Source organism: Streptomyces sp. NPDC127114, assembly GCF_042677525.1.
Classification (GTDB): Bacteria; Actinomycetota; Actinomycetes; order Streptomycetales; family Streptomycetaceae; genus Streptomyces.
The window spans coordinates 323878-339536 of the sequence record NZ_JBHXTJ010000002.1 but is presented as its reverse complement, the minus strand read 5'-3'; the positions used below and the strand labels follow the sequence as shown (position 1 = coordinate 339536).

General features: G+C 71.5%; 12 protein-coding genes. 10 read left to right on the top strand and 2 right to left on the bottom strand.

The genetic code is table 11. The annotated features are described in order from the left end of the window. Positions 1 to 14: 14 nt before the first annotated feature. The 5 genes from ACFVGS_RS03635 to ACFVGS_RS03615 are packed head-to-tail and all read left to right on the top strand — an operon-like array spanning position 15 to position 6861. Positions 15 to 1334, top strand: a complete 1320-nt coding sequence (locus ACFVGS_RS03635; protein ID WP_384416115.1) for an ABC transporter substrate-binding protein — start codon at positions 15 to 17, stop codon at positions 1332 to 1334. Positions 1335 to 1348: 14 nt separating this feature from the next. Then, positions 1349 to 2329: a carbohydrate ABC transporter permease gene (locus ACFVGS_RS03630; protein ID WP_385689993.1), complete on the top strand. Its 981-nt coding sequence runs from the start codon at positions 1349 to 1351 to the stop codon at positions 2327 to 2329. Then, a complete protein-coding gene (locus tag ACFVGS_RS03625) occupies positions 2322 to 3194 on the top strand; it encodes a carbohydrate ABC transporter permease (RefSeq protein ID WP_385689991.1) in 873 nt (290 codons plus the stop codon). Before ACFVGS_RS03630 ends, ACFVGS_RS03625 begins: the two co-directional genes overlap by 8 nt. After that, positions 3191 to 4633 (top strand): GH1 family beta-glucosidase, encoded by a 1443-nt coding sequence (locus tag ACFVGS_RS03620; RefSeq protein ID WP_385689988.1) that lies wholly within the window; start codon positions 3191 to 3193, stop codon positions 4631 to 4633. The genes ACFVGS_RS03625 and ACFVGS_RS03620 overlap by 4 nt, the downstream gene beginning before the upstream one ends. Positions 4634 to 4662: 29 nt before the next feature. Further along, positions 4663 to 6861: a discoidin domain-containing protein gene (locus tag ACFVGS_RS03615; RefSeq protein WP_385689985.1), complete on the top strand. Its 2199-nt coding sequence runs from the start codon at positions 4663 to 4665 to the stop codon at positions 6859 to 6861. A 29-nt stretch (positions 6862 to 6890) separates the two neighbouring features. Here ACFVGS_RS03615 and ACFVGS_RS03610 read toward each other — a convergent pair whose 3' ends face one another. Then, on the bottom strand, positions 6891 to 7766 hold the full coding sequence (locus ACFVGS_RS03610; RefSeq protein WP_385689982.1) for an NAD(P)-dependent oxidoreductase: 876 nt from the start codon (positions 7764 to 7766) through the stop codon (positions 6891 to 6893). A gap of 178 nt (positions 7767 to 7944) precedes the next feature. Here ACFVGS_RS03610 and ACFVGS_RS03605 point away from each other — a divergent pair, with 178 nt between their 5' ends. After that, positions 7945 to 8277, top strand: coding sequence for an ArsR/SmtB family transcription factor (locus ACFVGS_RS03605; RefSeq protein ID WP_384416097.1), 333 nt, complete (start codon positions 7945 to 7947; stop codon positions 8275 to 8277). Positions 8278 to 8295: 18 nt separating this feature from the next. On the opposite strand, the gene ACFVGS_RS03600 is transcribed toward ACFVGS_RS03605, so the two are convergent. Continuing rightward, positions 8296 to 8883: a TetR/AcrR family transcriptional regulator gene (locus ACFVGS_RS03600; RefSeq protein WP_385689979.1), complete on the bottom strand. Its 588-nt coding sequence runs from the start codon at positions 8881 to 8883 to the stop codon at positions 8296 to 8298. 272 nt (positions 8884 to 9155) lie between these two features. Here ACFVGS_RS03600 and ACFVGS_RS03595 point away from each other — a divergent pair, with 272 nt between their 5' ends. The 4 genes from ACFVGS_RS03595 to ACFVGS_RS03580 all read left to right on the top strand — a co-directional run bounded on the left by ACFVGS_RS03595 (position 9156) and on the right by ACFVGS_RS03580 (position 15624). Next, positions 9156 to 13118, top strand: a complete 3963-nt coding sequence (locus ACFVGS_RS03595) for an amino acid adenylation domain-containing protein (RefSeq protein WP_385689976.1) — start codon at positions 9156 to 9158, stop codon at positions 13116 to 13118. Positions 13119 to 13185: 67 nt separating this feature from the next. After that, complete coding sequence (locus tag ACFVGS_RS03590) at positions 13186 to 13419, top strand: tautomerase family protein (RefSeq protein ID WP_385689973.1); 234 nt, start codon at positions 13186 to 13188, stop codon at positions 13417 to 13419. Positions 13420 to 13487: 68 nt separating this feature from the next. Further along, on the top strand, positions 13488 to 14234 hold the full coding sequence (locus ACFVGS_RS03585) for an arylmalonate decarboxylase (protein WP_385689971.1): 747 nt from the start codon (positions 13488 to 13490) through the stop codon (positions 14232 to 14234). 163 nt (positions 14235 to 14397) lie between these two features. Then, positions 14398 to 15624, top strand: coding sequence for an MFS transporter (locus tag ACFVGS_RS03580; RefSeq protein WP_385689968.1), 1227 nt, complete (start codon positions 14398 to 14400; stop codon positions 15622 to 15624). Positions 15625 to 15659: the final 35 nt, after the last annotated feature.

Sequence of the window (15659 nt, the reverse complement as noted above, 5' to 3'; positions counted from 1 at the left end):
GGTTCCGAGGAGTCATGCGCAGAATCAGAGCCGCGCTCACCGGCGTCGTCGCCCTCTCCCTCGCCCTCACCGCGACCGCCTGCGGCGGCGGCACCGCCGACGGCGCGGGCGGTGCGGACTCGCAGCCGAAGACGCTCACCTACTGGGCCTCCAACCAGGGCCCGAGCATCGAGGCCGACAAGAAGGTGCTCCAGCCGGAACTCGACAAGTTCGAGAAGGAGACCGGCATCAAGGTCAGGCTGGAGGTCGTGCCCTGGTCCGACCTGCTCAACCGGATCCTCACCGCCACCACCTCCGGCCAGGGCCCCGACGTCCTCAACATCGGCAACACCTGGAGCGCCTCGCTCCAGGCGAGCGGCGCGCTGCTGCCCTGGGACGAGAAGAACTTCGCCACGATCGGCGGCAGGGACCGCTTCGTCGAGTCCGCGCTCGGCTCCACCGGCGCGCCCGGCAAGGACCCGGCCGCCGTGCCGCTCTACTCCATGGCCTACGCGCTCTACTACAACAAGAAGATGTTCGCCGACGCCGGCATCACCAAGCCGCCGGCCACCTGGGACGAGCTGAACGAGGCCGGCCGGAAGCTCGCCAAGGACGGCAGGTCCGCCATCGGCGTCGAAGGCGGCAACCTCGCCAACAACATCCACCAGGTCTTCGTGCTCGGCAAGCAGCACGGCGCCGACTTCTTCACACCCGACGGCAAGGCCGACTTCACCTCCGACGGCGCCGTCGCCGCCGTCAAGCAGTACGTCGACCTCATGGCCGCCCAGAAGATCGTCGCGCCCGGCAACGCCGAGTACGCCCAGAACCAGTCCCTGGGCGACTTCGCCAAGAACCGCACCGCCATGGTGCTGTGGCAGACCGCCGCCCAGACCTTCGCCGCCCAGGGCATGAAGCCCGACGAGTGGGGCGTCGCCCCCGCGCCCGTCCCCTCCGGCACTCCCGGGCAGGGCACCCAGGTCAACTCCATGGTCGCCGGCATCAACATCGCCGTCTTCGGCAACACCAGGAACCGCGAAGGCGCCCTGAAGTTCGTGAAGTTCATGACCGGCGACGCCGAGCAGAAGATCCTCAACGCGGCCTACGGCTCCGTCCCGCCGGTCAAGGCCGCCCAGTCCGACCCCGCCTTCTCCGGACCCGCGCTCGCCGTCATCCGCGACACCCTCGCCAAGAGCGCCGCCGCCCTGCCGCAGGTCCCGGAGGAGTCCCAGTTCGAGACCGTCGTCGGCACCGCCGTCAAGGAACTCTTCGCCGACGCCGCCGCGGGCCGCCCGGTCACCACCGAGTCCGTACGCGCCAGGCTCGACAAGGCGCAGCAGCAGATGCCGAAGAAGTAGGCACGACACCCGCCATGACCGCCACCGTCACGCCCCGGGTCGACCCCGGGGCCGCCACCCGCGCCGCCCCCGCCGCCGGCGCCACCCGCAAGCACGGCGCTCTGCTGCCCTACCTGCTGCTCCTGCCCGCCCTGCTGCTCGAACTCCTCGTCCACCTCGTGCCGATGCTCATGGGCGCCGTCATGAGCTTCAAGGAGCTCACCCAGTTCTTCATCCGCGACTGGACCACCGCACCCTGGGCCGGCCTCGACAACTTCGCCGTCGCCGTGGACGTCGACGCGCCCGTCGGCGCGGCCCTGCTCGCGTCCTTCGCCACCACCTGCGTGTTCACGCTGGCCTCGGTCGCACTGTGCTGGCTGCTCGGCACCGCCGCCGCCGTCCTCCTCCAGGACACCTTCCGCGGCCGCGGCCTGCTGCGCACCCTCTTCCTCGTCCCGTACGCCCTGCCCGTCTACGCCGCCGTCATCACCTGGGCGTTCATGTTCCAGCGCGACAACGGCCTGATCAACCACGTCCTCCACGACCAGCTCGGCATCGGCGAGAGCCCCGCCTTCTGGCTCATCGGCGACAACAGCTTCTGGGCGCTGCTCACGGTCTCCGTCTGGAAGGGCTGGCCCTTCGCCTTCCTCACCGTCACCGCCGGCCTGCAGAACATCCCGCGCGACCTCTACGAAGCGGCCGCCCTGGACGGGGCGGGCACCTGGCGGCAGATCCGGCACATCACGATGCCCGCGCTGCGCCCGGTCAACCAGGTCCTCGTCCTCGTGCTGTTCCTGTGGACCTTCAACGACTTCAACACGCCCTTCGTCCTGTTCGGCAAGGCGGCTCCCGAGGCGGCGGACCTGATCTCGCTGCACATCTACCAGTCCTCCTTCCAGACCTGGAACTTCGGCACCGGATCGGCCATGTCCGTGCTCCTGCTGCTCTTCCTGCTCGTCGTCACCGGCCTGTACCTGGCCCTCACCTCGCGCGGAAGGAGGACCGGCCGTGCCTGACCCGACGACCGCGCCGCACCGGGCGGGCCGTCCGTCCCGCTCGTTCCTGTGGACCCGGCGCATCGTCCTCAGCCTGCTCACCGCCTTCGTGCTGCTGCCGGTGTACGTGATGGTGTCCAGCTCCCTCAAACCGCTGGAGGACGTCTCCGGGAAGTTCCGCTGGTGGCCCAGCGGGCTCACCCTGCGCCCCTACGCCGACATCTGGCGGACCGTGCCCCTCGCCGACTACTTCGTGAACTCGCTGATCGTCGCCGGCGCCGCCACCGTGTGCTCGGTGACCGTCGCCGTCTTCGCCGCGTACGCCGTCAGCCGCTACGACTTCCGCGGCCGCCGGGTCTTCACCGTGACCGTCCTGTCCACCCAGATGTTCCCAGGCATCCTCTTCCTCCTGCCGCTCTTCCTCCTCTACGTCAACATCGGCAACGCCACCGGCATCGCCCTCTTCGGGTCGCGCGGCGGACTGGTCCTCACCTATCTGACCTTCTCGCTGCCGTTCTCCGTCTGGATGCTCGTCGGCTACCTCGACTCGATCCCGCGCGAGCTCGACGAGGCCGCCAAGGTCGACGGCTGCGGCCCGGTCGGCGCCCTGTTCCGCGTGATCGTCCCGGCCGCCCTGCCCGGCATCGTCGCGGTCGCCGTCTACGCCTTCATGACCGCCTGGGGCGAGGTCCTCTTCGCCTCCGTCATGACCAACGACACCACCCGCACCCTCGCCGTAGGCCTCCAGGGCTACGCCACCCAGAACGACGTCTACTGGAACCAGGTGATGGCCGCCTCCCTCGTGGTCAGCGTCCCCGTCGTGGCGGGCTTCCTGCTCCTCCAGCGCTACCTCGTCGCCGGACTGACCGCCGGTGCCGTCAAATGACCACCCGGCGAAGCCTTCATACCCCGCATCAGATCTCGCCCACAGAAAGGGACTTCGTGTCCGAGCCCGACAGCGCCACCCTCGACCTCGACGCCTTCCCGGCGGGCTTCGCCTGGGGCACGGCCACCTCCGCCTACCAGATCGAGGGCGCCGTCGCGGAGGACGGCCGGGCCCCCTCCATCTGGGACACCTTCGCCCACACGCCCGGCGCCACCGACAACGGCGACCACGGCGACACGGCCTGCGACCACTACCACCGCTGGCCCGAGGACATCGCCCTCATGAAGGAGCTCGGCACCGACGCCTACCGGCTGTCCGTCGCCTGGCCCCGCGTCCTGCCCGGCGGCGACGGCCCGGTGAACACCGCCGGACTCGACTTCTACGACCGGCTCGTCGACGGCCTGCTCGACGCGGGCGTCACCCCCTCCGTCACGCTCTACCACTGGGACCTGCCGCAAGCCCTCCAGGACCGCACCGAGACCGCCCGCGGCGGCTGGACCGAGCGCGCCACCGCCGAGCGCTTCGCGCACTACGCCTCCGTCGTCGCGGCCCGCCTCGGCGACCGGGTCGGCCAGTGGGCCACCCTCAACGAACCGCTCTGTTCCGCGTGGATCGGCCACCTGGAAGGGCGGATGGCGCCCGGCTGGACCGACCTCACCGCCGCCGTCCGCGCCTCCTACCACCTGCTCCTCGGCCACGGCCTCGCCACCGCGGCCGTCCGCGCCGCCGCGCCCGGCGCCCGGGTCGGGCTCGTCACCAACCACTCCACCGTCGAACCCGCCTCCACCCGGCCCGAGGACGTCGCCGCCGCCGTCCGCGCCGACGGCCACACCAACCGCTGGTGGCTCGACCCGGTCTACGGCCGCGGCTTCCCCGCCGACCTGCGCGAGCTGTACGGGGTCGAGCTGCCCGAGAGGCCGGGCGACGCCGAGACCATCGCCGCGCCCCTCGACTGGCACGGCCTCAACTACTACTTCCCGGTCACCGTCGCCGACGACCCGGCCGGCCCCGTCCCGTACGCCCGGGAGGTACGGCTGCCGGGCGTGCCCCGCACCGGCATGGACTGGCAGATCGACGCCGGCGGCCTGGAGGCCTTCCTGCTGCGGCTCACCGAGGAGTACGGCGTCTCCCGGCTGTACGTCACCGAGAACGGCTCCGCCTTCCCCGACACCGTCGCGCCGGACGGGCGGATCGACGACCCGGAACGCGCCCGCTACCTGGAACAGCACCTCGCGGCCTGCGCCCGCGCCCTGCGCAAGGGCGCCCCGCTGGCCGGCTACTACGCCTGGTCCCTGCTCGACAACTTCGAGTGGGCCTACGGCTACGACAAGCGGTTCGGCCTGGTGCACGTCGACTACGCGACCCAGCGCCGGACGGTCAAGGCGAGCGGCCGGCGGTACGCGGACATCATCCGCGCCCACCGGACGCGGACCGGCTGACCCCACCTTCCACCCGACAAGGAGCCGCCATGTTCCGCCACGCGCCACGCACGGCCCCGCCCCGCTCCCGACCCCGCACTCCCCGCCGCATCCGCCGCATCCGCGCCGGTGCCCTCGCCCTCGTCACCGCCCTGCTCGGCGCCCTGCTCGCGCTCGCCCCGGCCGCCGAGGCGGAGGCCGCGCCCGTCCTGCTGTCGCAGGGCCGGCCCGTCACCGCCTCCAGCCAGGAGAACGCCGGCACCCCCGCCGCGGCCGCCGTCGACGGAGACCCCGGCACCCGCTGGTCCAGTGCCTTCGCCGACCCGCAGTGGATCCGGATCGACCTCGGCGCCCCGGCCGCCCTCAGCCGGATCGACCTGCGCTGGGAGACCGCCTACGGCACGGCGTACCGCATCGAGACCTCCCTCGACGGCACCGACTGGACCACCGCGTACGCCACCACGAACGGCCGGGGCGGCACCGAGTCCCTGCCCGTCTCCGGCACCGCCCGTCACGTCCGCCTCACCGGCCTGACCCGCGCGACGGGCTGGGGCTACTCGCTCTGGGAGTTCCAGGTGTACGGCACCGGCGACGGCGGCACACCCCTGCCGGGCGGCGGCGACCTCGGGCCGAACGTCCACGTCTTCGACCCGTCGACGCCCGGCCTCCAGGCCACCCTCGACGAGGTGTTCCGGCAGCAGGAGTCGGCGCAGTTCGGCACCGGCCGGCACGCCTTCCTCCTCAAGCCCGGCACGTACCACGGACTGAACGCACAGCTCGGCTTCTACACCCAGATCGCCGGGCTCGGACTGCGGCCCGACGACACCACGATCAACGGCGACGTGACCGTCGACGCGGGCTGGTTCAACGGCAACGCCACCCAGAACTTCTGGCGTTCGGCGGAGAACCTGGCCCTCGCCCCGGTCAGCGGCACCGACCGCTGGGCCGTCTCCCAGGCCTCGTCCTTCCGCCGCATGCACGTGAAGGGCGGACTCGACCTGTCACCCACCGGCTACGGCTGGGCGAGCGGCGGGTACATCGCCGACAGCCGGATCGACGGACAGATCGGCAACTACTCGCAGCAGCAGTGGTACACCCGGGACAGCGCCGTCGGCGGCTGGTCCAACTCCGTGTGGAACCAGGTCTTCTCGGGCGTCGAGGGCGCGCCCGCGAACGCCTTCCCCGAGCCGAAGTACACCACCCTCGACACCACGCCCGTCTCCCGGGAGAAGCCCTTCCTCCACTACGAGGGCGGCGAGTTCAAGGTCTTCGCGCCGGCGAAGCGCACCGCCGCCCGCGGCGTCAGCTGGGCCGGCACCCCGCAGGGCGAGTCGATACCGCTGAGCCGCTTCTACGTCGTCAAGCCCGGCACGACCGCCGCCACCATCAACCGGGCCGTCACGCAGGGCCTCCACCTGCTGTTCACCCCGGGCGTCTACCACGTCGACCGCACGGTCGAGATCAACCGGCCCGGCACCATCGTGCTCGGGCTCGGCCTCGCCACGATCGTCCCCGACAACGGCGTCACCGCCCTGCGGGTCGCCGACGTCGACGGCGTCCGGCTCGCCGGCTTCCTGATCGACGCCGGCCCGGTCAACTCGCCCACCCTCCTGGAGATCGGCCCGCAGGGCGCCTCCGCCGACCACGCGGCGAACCCGACCACCGTCCAGGACGTGTACATCCGCATCGGCGGCGCCGGCCCCGGAAAGGCCACCACCAGCATGGTCGTCAACAGCGACGACACCATCGTCGATCACACCTGGGTGTGGCGTGCCGACCACGGCGAAGGCGTCGGCTGGGAGACCAACCGGGCCGACTACGGCGTCCGCGTCAACGGCGACGACGTGCTCGCCACCGGCCTGTTCGTGGAGCACTTCAACAAGTACGACGTCGAGTGGTTCGGCGAGCGGGGGCGCACGATCTTCTTCCAGAACGAGAAGGCCTACGACGCCCCGAACCAGGCCGCCATCCAGAACGGCACGGTCCGGGGCTACGCCGCCTACCGCGTCGACGACTCCGTGACCACCCACGAGGGATGGGGGCTCGGCAGCTACTGCTACTACAACGTCGATCCGACGATCCGTCAGAACCACGGCTTCCGGGCACCGGTGAAGCCCGGCGTGCGCTTCCACAGCCTGCTCGTCGTCTCGCTCGGCGGCAACGGCCAGTACGAACACGTCATCAACGACACCGGGGCGCCGACCTCGGGGACGCAGACCGTCCCGTCGACGGTCGTGTCCTATCCGTGACGCCCGCCTGCCGGTGACTCACTCCGCGGTCAGGCGTCGAAGGCGGCGAACCAGCCCGCCGCCATGTCCTTGTCGCCGTGGCCCTGCTCCACGGCGCGCCGGAAGCGGCGGTGGCCGGCCTCGGTGGCGTCGAGGCGGACGCCGACGCGCTCGGCGGCCTCCAGGACGAGCCTGGCGTCCTTCTCGGAGTTGTCGACGGAGAACTGCGGGGTCCAGTCCCGGTTCAGGATCGCGGCGGACTTGCCCTGGAAGAAGCCGCTGTCCATGGGGCCGCCGGAGACGACGTCCACGAAGTGCTCCGGGGCGACGCCCAGCCGCTCCGCGAGCGCCAGGGCCTCGCCCACGCCGTGAGTGAGGGCGCCGACCCAGACGTTCAGCACCAGCTTGAGCCGGCTCGCCGCGCCGCTCGTGCCGTCCTCGCCGACCCACACCGTGCGGGCGCCGATGGTGTCGAACAGCGGCTGCACGGTGGGCCGCACGCTCTCGGGGGCGGCGGCCAGGACGACGAGGCTGCCCAGCTCGGCCGGCCGGCGCGAGCCCTGGACCGGGGCGTCGACGAAGACCAGACCGGCCTCGTCGGCGAACGCGGCGAGCTCGTCGACGGCCTCGCCCACGGTGGAGACCTGCACCCAGACGGTGCCCCGGGCGAGCTTCGGCGCCGCGGCCCGGACGGCCTCCAGGACACGGGGGCCGTCGTTGAGGACGGTCAGCACCACGTCCGCGCCGTCGACGGCCTCGGCCGGGCTGTCGGCGACGTGGACGCCGTCGGCGGCGAGCGCCTCGGCCTTGGCGCGCGTGCGGTTCCACGCGCGGACCGCGAGTCCGCTCCGTGCGAGGTTGCGGGCGACGGGGGCGCCGATGATGCCGGTGCCGAGGACTGCGATGACCGGCTGTGCGGTGGTCATGTCCGGACTCCTAGAAGGTGGTTCGGCGTACGCGCGGCCCCGCGCGGGAGGCGGCGGCACCGCGAGCGGTTCGAAAATATTCGTACCGGGCTACCTTAGGCAGGCGGGCGACGCGCCCACAACGTTTCGCGGCGCGTCGACACGCATATGTCAAGTCGTCGCAACGAAGAGGTTCCCGATGCCCGTCGAGCTGTTCCATCCAACGCTGGACACCGTCGAACTCGACGCGGTGTACGCGGCGTTGGCCGACCGGCACCGCCGTGGCGTGGTCGTCAGACTGGCCCGCACGCCGGACGCCGAGGTGGCCTGCACGGCCCTCGACCTGCCCGGCGCCAAGTCCACCCGCTCGTACCACTGGAAGGTGCTGCGCGAGGCGGGACTGATCCTCCAGCGCAGCACCGGCACGGGCATGCTGCTGAGGCTCCGGCCGGACTTCGAGCAGCGCTTTCCCGGGCTGCTCGCCAACCTGCTGAGCCTGACGGGCGGCGGTCACGGGGCACCCGCCTCCTGACGCGTCGCGAGAACGCGCTCAGGGCCGCGGCGCGAGGATCTGGTCGACCAGGGCGGTGAGCGTCGCGCGGTCGCCGACCCTGCCGAGCACCCGCAGTCCGTACAGGGAGTTGAGCAGGGAGAGCGAGAGCGCCTGCGGATCCGCGGCCTCCGGCATCGAGCCGTCACGCTGTCCCTGCTCGATACAGACGCGCAGTGCCGTCCGGATGCGGGTGAAGGTCCTGCGGACGTGCTCGGTGATCTCCGGGTCCTGGCCGGCCGGCTCCATCGCGGTGTTCACGACCAGGCAGCCGCGGTGCTCGGGATGCTCCGCGGTCTCCTCGTCGACGACGCTCGTCAGGACCGCACGGATCCGGTCCCGCGCCGGGCCCTCGCCCTCCTCGAGCTGCTGCACCAGCTTTCTGGTGCACTCCTCGTCGTACCGCCGCAGCGCCGCTTCGAACAGGCCGCGCTTGCTGTGGAAGGTGTTGTAGAGGCTGCCGCGGCCCAGACCCGTGCTGTCCACGAGGTCCTGGGCGGACGTGCCGGCGAACCCCTTGTCCCAGAACGTGGCCATCGCCGCGTCCAGTGCGTCGTCGAGGTCGAAGCCTCGGGGGCGAGGTGACATGACGACAGGTTAGCGATTCTGGAACGATTGTTAAAATTCCATAGCCCGGCGTGACTGCCCGCCGGAAGGTGTGCTTACCTCGAGTCGTCGACGCGGCACTGAGTGTCTCGGGCACCACACCGGGCCACTCGTGCACCGCCATCCGGCACGGGATTGCCGACCCTCTCCCCGCAGCCGGTGGCGCCGCGAAGGCCCCCGCACCCGTCCCGCACGACGGCAGCCGGGGAGAGCCCGACCACCGGGCATCAACATCATTCGCATGGGGGAATCACGTGGCACCCGTTCAGTCCGTCGCGCCCGCTTACGGCTTACGTCTGGAAGACGGAGCCTGCCTGCCGGGTCTGCTGGAACAGCAGGCCGTGGCGCGGCCCGAGGCCGTGGCGGTCGTCGCCGACGACCGCCGTCTGACCTACCGCGAGCTCACCGACTCCAGCGGCCGGCTCGCCGCCCACCTCCACGGGCTCGGCGTCTCGGTCGACGACTGTGTCGGCCTGTACACCGAACCGTCGCTGGACCTGATGACAGGAGCCTGGGGAATCCTGTTCGCCGGGGCCGCCTACCTGCCGCTGTCCCCGGAGTACCCGGAGGACCGGCTCCGCTACATGATCGAGAACAGCCGCACCCGGGTGATCGTCACCCAGGAGCACCTGCGCGAGCGGCTGGCCGCGATCGCCCCCGCGGGCACCCGGATCGTCACCCTCACGGACCTCCCGGACGCCCCGCTCGACGAGGTCCCGCACTGCGGGACGGGCCGCGCCGGCGGCCGTACCGGCGCGGGTGGGGCGGGCGGCCCGGCGCCCGGCGAGCCGCCGGCCGCACGGGTGCCGGAACAGCGGGGCGCGCACCCGACCGGACCGCGCCCGGACTCCCTCGCGTACGTCATCTACACCTCGGGCAGCACCGGCAAGCCCAAGGGCGTGATGATCGAGCACCGCAGCATCGTGTCCCAGCTGCGCTGGATGCACTCCTTCGGCCACCTCGGCAGCCACGTCACCGTCCTGCAGAAGACGCCGATGAGCTTCGACGCCGCCCAGTGGGAGATCCTCGCGCCCGCCGTCGGAGCCAGGGTCGTGGTCGGCGCTCCCGGCATCTACCGCGATCCCGAGGCGCTGATCGCCGCCGTCAACCGGCACCGCGTCACCACCCTGCAGGGCGTGCCCACGCTCCTCCAGGCCCTGGCCGACCTGGAGGAGTTCCGCTCCTGCACCACCCTGCGGCGGGTGTTCTCCGGCGGCGAGGCGCTCTCGCAGCGGCTCGCCCGCACGCTCCTGACCGAGCTGCCGTGGATCTCGCTGGTCAACCTGTACGGGCCCACCGAGACGACCATCAACGCCACCGCGTGCCTGGTCGACCCCGACTCGCTGGGCGACGGTGCAGGATCCGTGCCGATCGGCGTGCCCGTCGACAACACCCCGTGCTTCATCCTCGACGAGGAGCTCAGACCCGTCGACATCGGCACCACGGGCGAGCTCTACATCGGCGGCGTCCAGCTGGCCCGCGGCTACCTGCACCGGGACGACCTCACGGCGGAACGATTCATCCCGTCACCCTTCGTCCCCACCGAGCGCCTCTACAAGACCGGTGACCTCGCCTACTGGAACGAGGACGGCACCATCACCTGCGCGGGTCGCGCCGACAACCAGGTGAAGCTGCGCGGCTACCGCGTGGAACTCGACGAGATCTCGCTCGCCATCGAGGAACACGCCTGGGTCCGGCGCGCCGCCGCCGTCGTCACCGACGACCCGCGCACCGGCTTCCAGAACCTGGTGGCCTGCATCGAACTGAACCCGCGCGAGGCGGCCCTGATGGACCAGGGCAACCACGGCAGCCACCACCAGTCCAAGGCCAGCAAGCTCCAGGTCAAGGCGCAGCTCTCCAACGCCGGTCTGCGCGACCCGGAGGAACTGGCCGGCCGCGCGGTCCTCGACCTGCCGGGCCGCGAGGCCTCCGCGCGGCAGCGCCGGGAGGCCTTCGCCCGCAAGACCTACCGCTTCTACGACGGCGGCGAGGTCGCCCGCGAGGACCTGCTGAAGCTCCTCGCGCAGCCTCCCGCCGACGGCCACAGCCGCGGACCCGGCGAACTCTCCCTGCCCGAACTGGGCGAAATCCTCCGCTGGTTCGGCGCCTTCCGTTCCACCGAGCGCCTGCTGCCGAAGTACGCGTACGCCTCGCCGGGCGCCCTCTACGCCACCCAGACGTATCTGGAGCTCAGCGGCGTCGCCGGGATCGAGCCGGGCGTGTACTACCACCACCCCGTCGACCACACCCTGGTGCGGATCGCCGGCACGGACCTGACGGGCCCCGCCCTGCACGTCCACTTCCTCGGCAAGAAGCGGGCCATCGAGCCCGTCTACGCCAACAACATCCAGGAAGTCCTGGAGTTCGAGGCCGGGCACATGGTCGGCGTCTTCGAGGAGGTGCTCCCCGAGTACGGACTCACCGTCCGGCCCGCGGGCTTCTTCCCGGCGGTCAAGGACCGGCTCGACGTCGCCGACGAGGACTACTACCTCGGCACCTTCGAGATCCACCCGAACGACGGCGAACCCCGCCAGGACCCCACCGAGATCTACGTCCAGGCCCACCCGGGCCGCGTCGCCGGCCTGCCGGGCAGCCACTACCGCTTCCGCGACGGCGAGTTCGAGCACGTCTCGGACGAGCTGATCCAGCGCCGCCACGTCATCGCCATCAACCAGTCCGTGTACGACCGGGCCTCCTTCGGCATCACCGCCGTCAGCCGCGCCGAGGAGCCGTGGCTGGAGTACGTCGCGATGGGCGCCAAGCTGCACCGGCTCCAGCGCAACGGGCTCTCCCTCGGCCTCATGTCCTCCGGATACAGCTCCAAGTCCGGCAACCCGCTGCCCGCCGCGCGCCGGATCGACGAGATCCTCGCCTCCGCGGGCATCGACAGCGGTCCCTCGTACTTCTTCCTCGGCGGCCGGGTCAGCGAGGAGCAGATCCGCAGCGAGGGCATGAACGAGGACGCCGTGCACACCAAGGGCCCGGCCGAGATCATCAAGGAGGAACTGGCCGGCTTCCTGCCCGACTACATGATCCCCAACCGGGTGCTGGTCATGAACGACCTGCCGCTGACGGCCAACGGCAAGGTCGACGCCAAGACCCTCGCCGCGAGCGAGCAGGTCCGCGCCGCGGGCAGCGGTGCCCCGTACGTCGCCCCGGCGACGGCGCACGAACGGTGGCTCGCGGAGGCCTGGGGCGAGGCCCTCAGGTACGAGGACGTCTCCATCGAGGACGACTTCTTCGCGGCCGGCGGCAACTCGCTGGTCGCCGTCGCCCTGGTCAACCGGATCAACCGGGAGTTCGGCACCCGACTGCCCCTCCAGGTCGTCTTCGAGGCGCCGAGGCTCGGCGACCTCGCCGCACGCATCGCGGACGGCTCCGGCGGCGCCCCCGTCTCACGCCTCGTCCGGCTGCACGACGACACGCCGAAGGGCGCCGAGGGCGTCACCACGCCGGTGTTCTGCTGGCCCGGCCTCGGCGGCTACCCGATGAACCTGCGGCTGCTCGGCCGCGAGTCCGGCCTCGGCCGGCCGTTCTACGGGGTACAGGCGCACGGCATCAACGAGGGCGAGCGGCCGTACCCGACCGTCCAGGAGATGGCGGCGGCCGACGTCGCCGAGATCCGGCGGATCCAGCCCGAAGGCCCGTACCTCCTGTGGGGCTACTCGTTCGGGGCCCGCGTCGCCTTCGAGGCCGCCTGGCAGCTGGAGCAGGCCGGCGAGAAGGTGGAGCAGCTGCTGTTGCTCTGCCCCGGCAACCCCAAGGTCCGGGCGGCCGATGCCGACCGCCACGGCCGGGAGGCCTCGTACGCCAACCCCGCCTACGTCACCATCCTCCACTCGGTCTTCGCCGGCTCGGTCAGCGGCCCCGAGGTCGAGGAGTGCCTGGCGGCCGCCCACGACGAGGACGCCTTCGTCGCCTTCGTCCACGAGCGGATACCCGCCCTGGACGAGCGGCTGATCCGCAGGATCACCCGCATCGTCGGCGAGACCTACGAATTCGACTACAACTTCCGGGAACTGAACGAACGTCAGCTGGACGCACCGGTCACGATCTTCAAGGCGACCGGCGACGACTACTCCTTCATCGAGAGCAGCTCCGGATACGCAGCCCGTCCGGCCACCGTCGTGGACCTCGCGGGTGACCACTACAGCGTCCTCAAGGAGCACGGCGTCACCGAGCTGGTGACCGCCATCCGAGCCCGGCTCGACGCGTAACGGCCTCCGGCGCCCCAGGGCGCCGGACCTCCGACGCCCTTCGTCCGCCACGCCCCTGGAGCGCCTCGTGCCGCACCTGGACATTTCCTACTACGGCAGGGAATTCACCGACGAGCAGAAGGACCGGCTGGCCAAGGCCCTGTCCGAGGTCGTCGTCGAGCACTTCTCGACCTACGACGGAGCCGTCTCGATCTCCCTGCACCCCGTGGACCGGCAGGACTGGCAGGACCGGGTCTTCGCACCCCGGATCACCGCTCTGGCCGACCGCCTCATCAAGCGACCGGACTACCGCTCCGCCTGAGCCGGCCCCGCCGCGAACCGCCGGTCCGCCGCCCGAACTCACCAGAACCTCTCCGAGAGGCACCCGCCATGACCGACTCCCTCGGCCCCCGACTCAAGGTCGGCGTCGTCGTCCCCTCGACCAACACCTCGGCCCAGCCCGAACTAGAGGCCCTGCGCCCGCACCAGGTCACCAACCACATCGGCCGCATGGTGATCGGCGACGACTCCATGGTCGACGAGCCCGGCTTCGACCACGTGATGCACAGCATCCGCGACTCGACCCACCCGGCCGTCAAGAGCGTCGTCAGCTGCAGCCCCGACACCGTGATCATCGGCGTCTCCCCGGAGAGCTACTGGGACGGACCCGATTCCCACGAGCGCGTCCTCGCCTCCCTGCGCGAGGCCGCCGGCGGTCTGCCCGTCATCATGAGCCCCGACGCCATCAAGGCCGCGCTCACCGCCTACGAAGCCCGCAGGATCGCCGTCATCACGCCGTACCTGCCCGTCGGCGACGACTCCGTCAGCCGCTTCTTCAAGGACAGCGGCTACGACGTCGTGCGCATCCAGGGCCTCGGCATGCCGAGCCCCGCCAGGATCTCGCACGTCTCCGAGACCGAACTGCGCGACGTGATCCAGCAGATCGACGGCCCGGACGTCGACGCGATCGTCCAGGTCGGCACCAACGTGGCCATGGCGCGGGTCGCCGCGGTCGCCGAGTTCTGGACCGGCAAGCCCGTCCTCTCCAACAACGCCGTCCTGTACTGGCACGCGCTGCGGCAGAACGGCATCCAGGACCGGATCCACGGCCACGGCTCCCTGCTCTCGGAGCACTGAGCCGCCGCCGGCCCGCATCTCTCCCGGCCCCCGGCTCCTGGCCCCTGGCCCCCTGCCTCCTGCCCTCCGCCCCCTCTCTTCCTCCGACCGACAGACCGACAGACCGACCGACGGCCGGGGCCCGTCCCCACACGGACGGGCCCCGGCAAACTGGAGAACTCCCGTGACCAGCACTGGCCGTAGCGAAGCGACCGCGACCGCACTGCGCCCCGAGCCGGCGCCCACCGAGGAACGGCTTCCCATCCTGAAACTGCTGGCGTTCACCGCGGCGGGTTTCCTGGCGATCATGACCGAGACGATGCCCGCGGGTCTGCTCCCGCAGATCGGGCACGGGCTCGACGTGTCGGAAGGCCTTGCGGGACAGCTCGTCACCCTCTACGCCATCGGATCCGTGATCGCCGCGATCCCGGTGATCGCCGCGACCCGCAGCGTGCGGCGCAGGCCGCTGCTGCTGAGCGCCGTCGGCGGTCTCTTCGTCTTCAACACCGTGACCGCCCTGTCCACCCACTACGGCATCACGCTCGGCGCGCGCTTCGTCGCCGGCATGGCCTCCGGCGTGATCTGGGGCCTGCTCGCCGGCTATGCCCGCCGCCTGGTGCCCGAGCACCTGCAGGGCCGCGCCCTCGCCGTCGTCGGCGTCGGCCAGCCCATCGCGCTGACCGCCGGCGTGCCGCTCGGCACCTGGCTCGGCTCGGTCTTCACCTGGCAGGGCGTCTTCTGGGTGATGTCCGCCGTCGCGCTCGCCCTGATGATCTGGGTGCGCGTCCTGGTGCCCGACTTCCCCGGCCAGGCCGTCGAACAGCGCAAGCCCATCAGCGAGATCTTCGTGACGCCCGGCATCCGTCCGATCCTCGCGGTGATCTTCCTGTGGATCCTCGCCCACAACATCCTCTACACCTACATCTCGCCCTTCCTGAGCGAGGCGGGCCTCGGCGAGCGCGTCGACGTCATGCTGCTGGTCTTCGGGGCCACCGCCATCGCGGGCATCTGGCTGACCGGCCTGTTCGTCGACCGCAAGCTGCGCCTCCTGACCCTGGTCAGCCTGGCCGGCTTCGCCGCCGCCTCCCTGGTCCTCGGCATCGGCCACTCCTCGCCGGCCGCCGTGATCGTCGGCGTGGTGGCCTGGGGCCTCACCTTCGGCGGTGCGCCCACCCTGCTCCAGACGGCCATCGCGGACGCGGCGGGCGACGGCGCCGACGTGGCCCAGTCCATGCTCGTCACCATCTTCAACCTGGCCGTCGCGGGCGGCGGCGTGGTCGGCGGTCTGCTCCTGGAGTCCTCCGGCCCCGCCTCCTTCCCGTGGGTCCTGCTCGCGCTCGCCGTCCTGGCCTTCGCGGTCGTCGGCTCGGCCAGGGCCGGTTTCAAGCCCGGCACCCGCGGCAGCGCCTGACGGCGACCGCCACGCCGGCACGGCAGAGCCCGGCG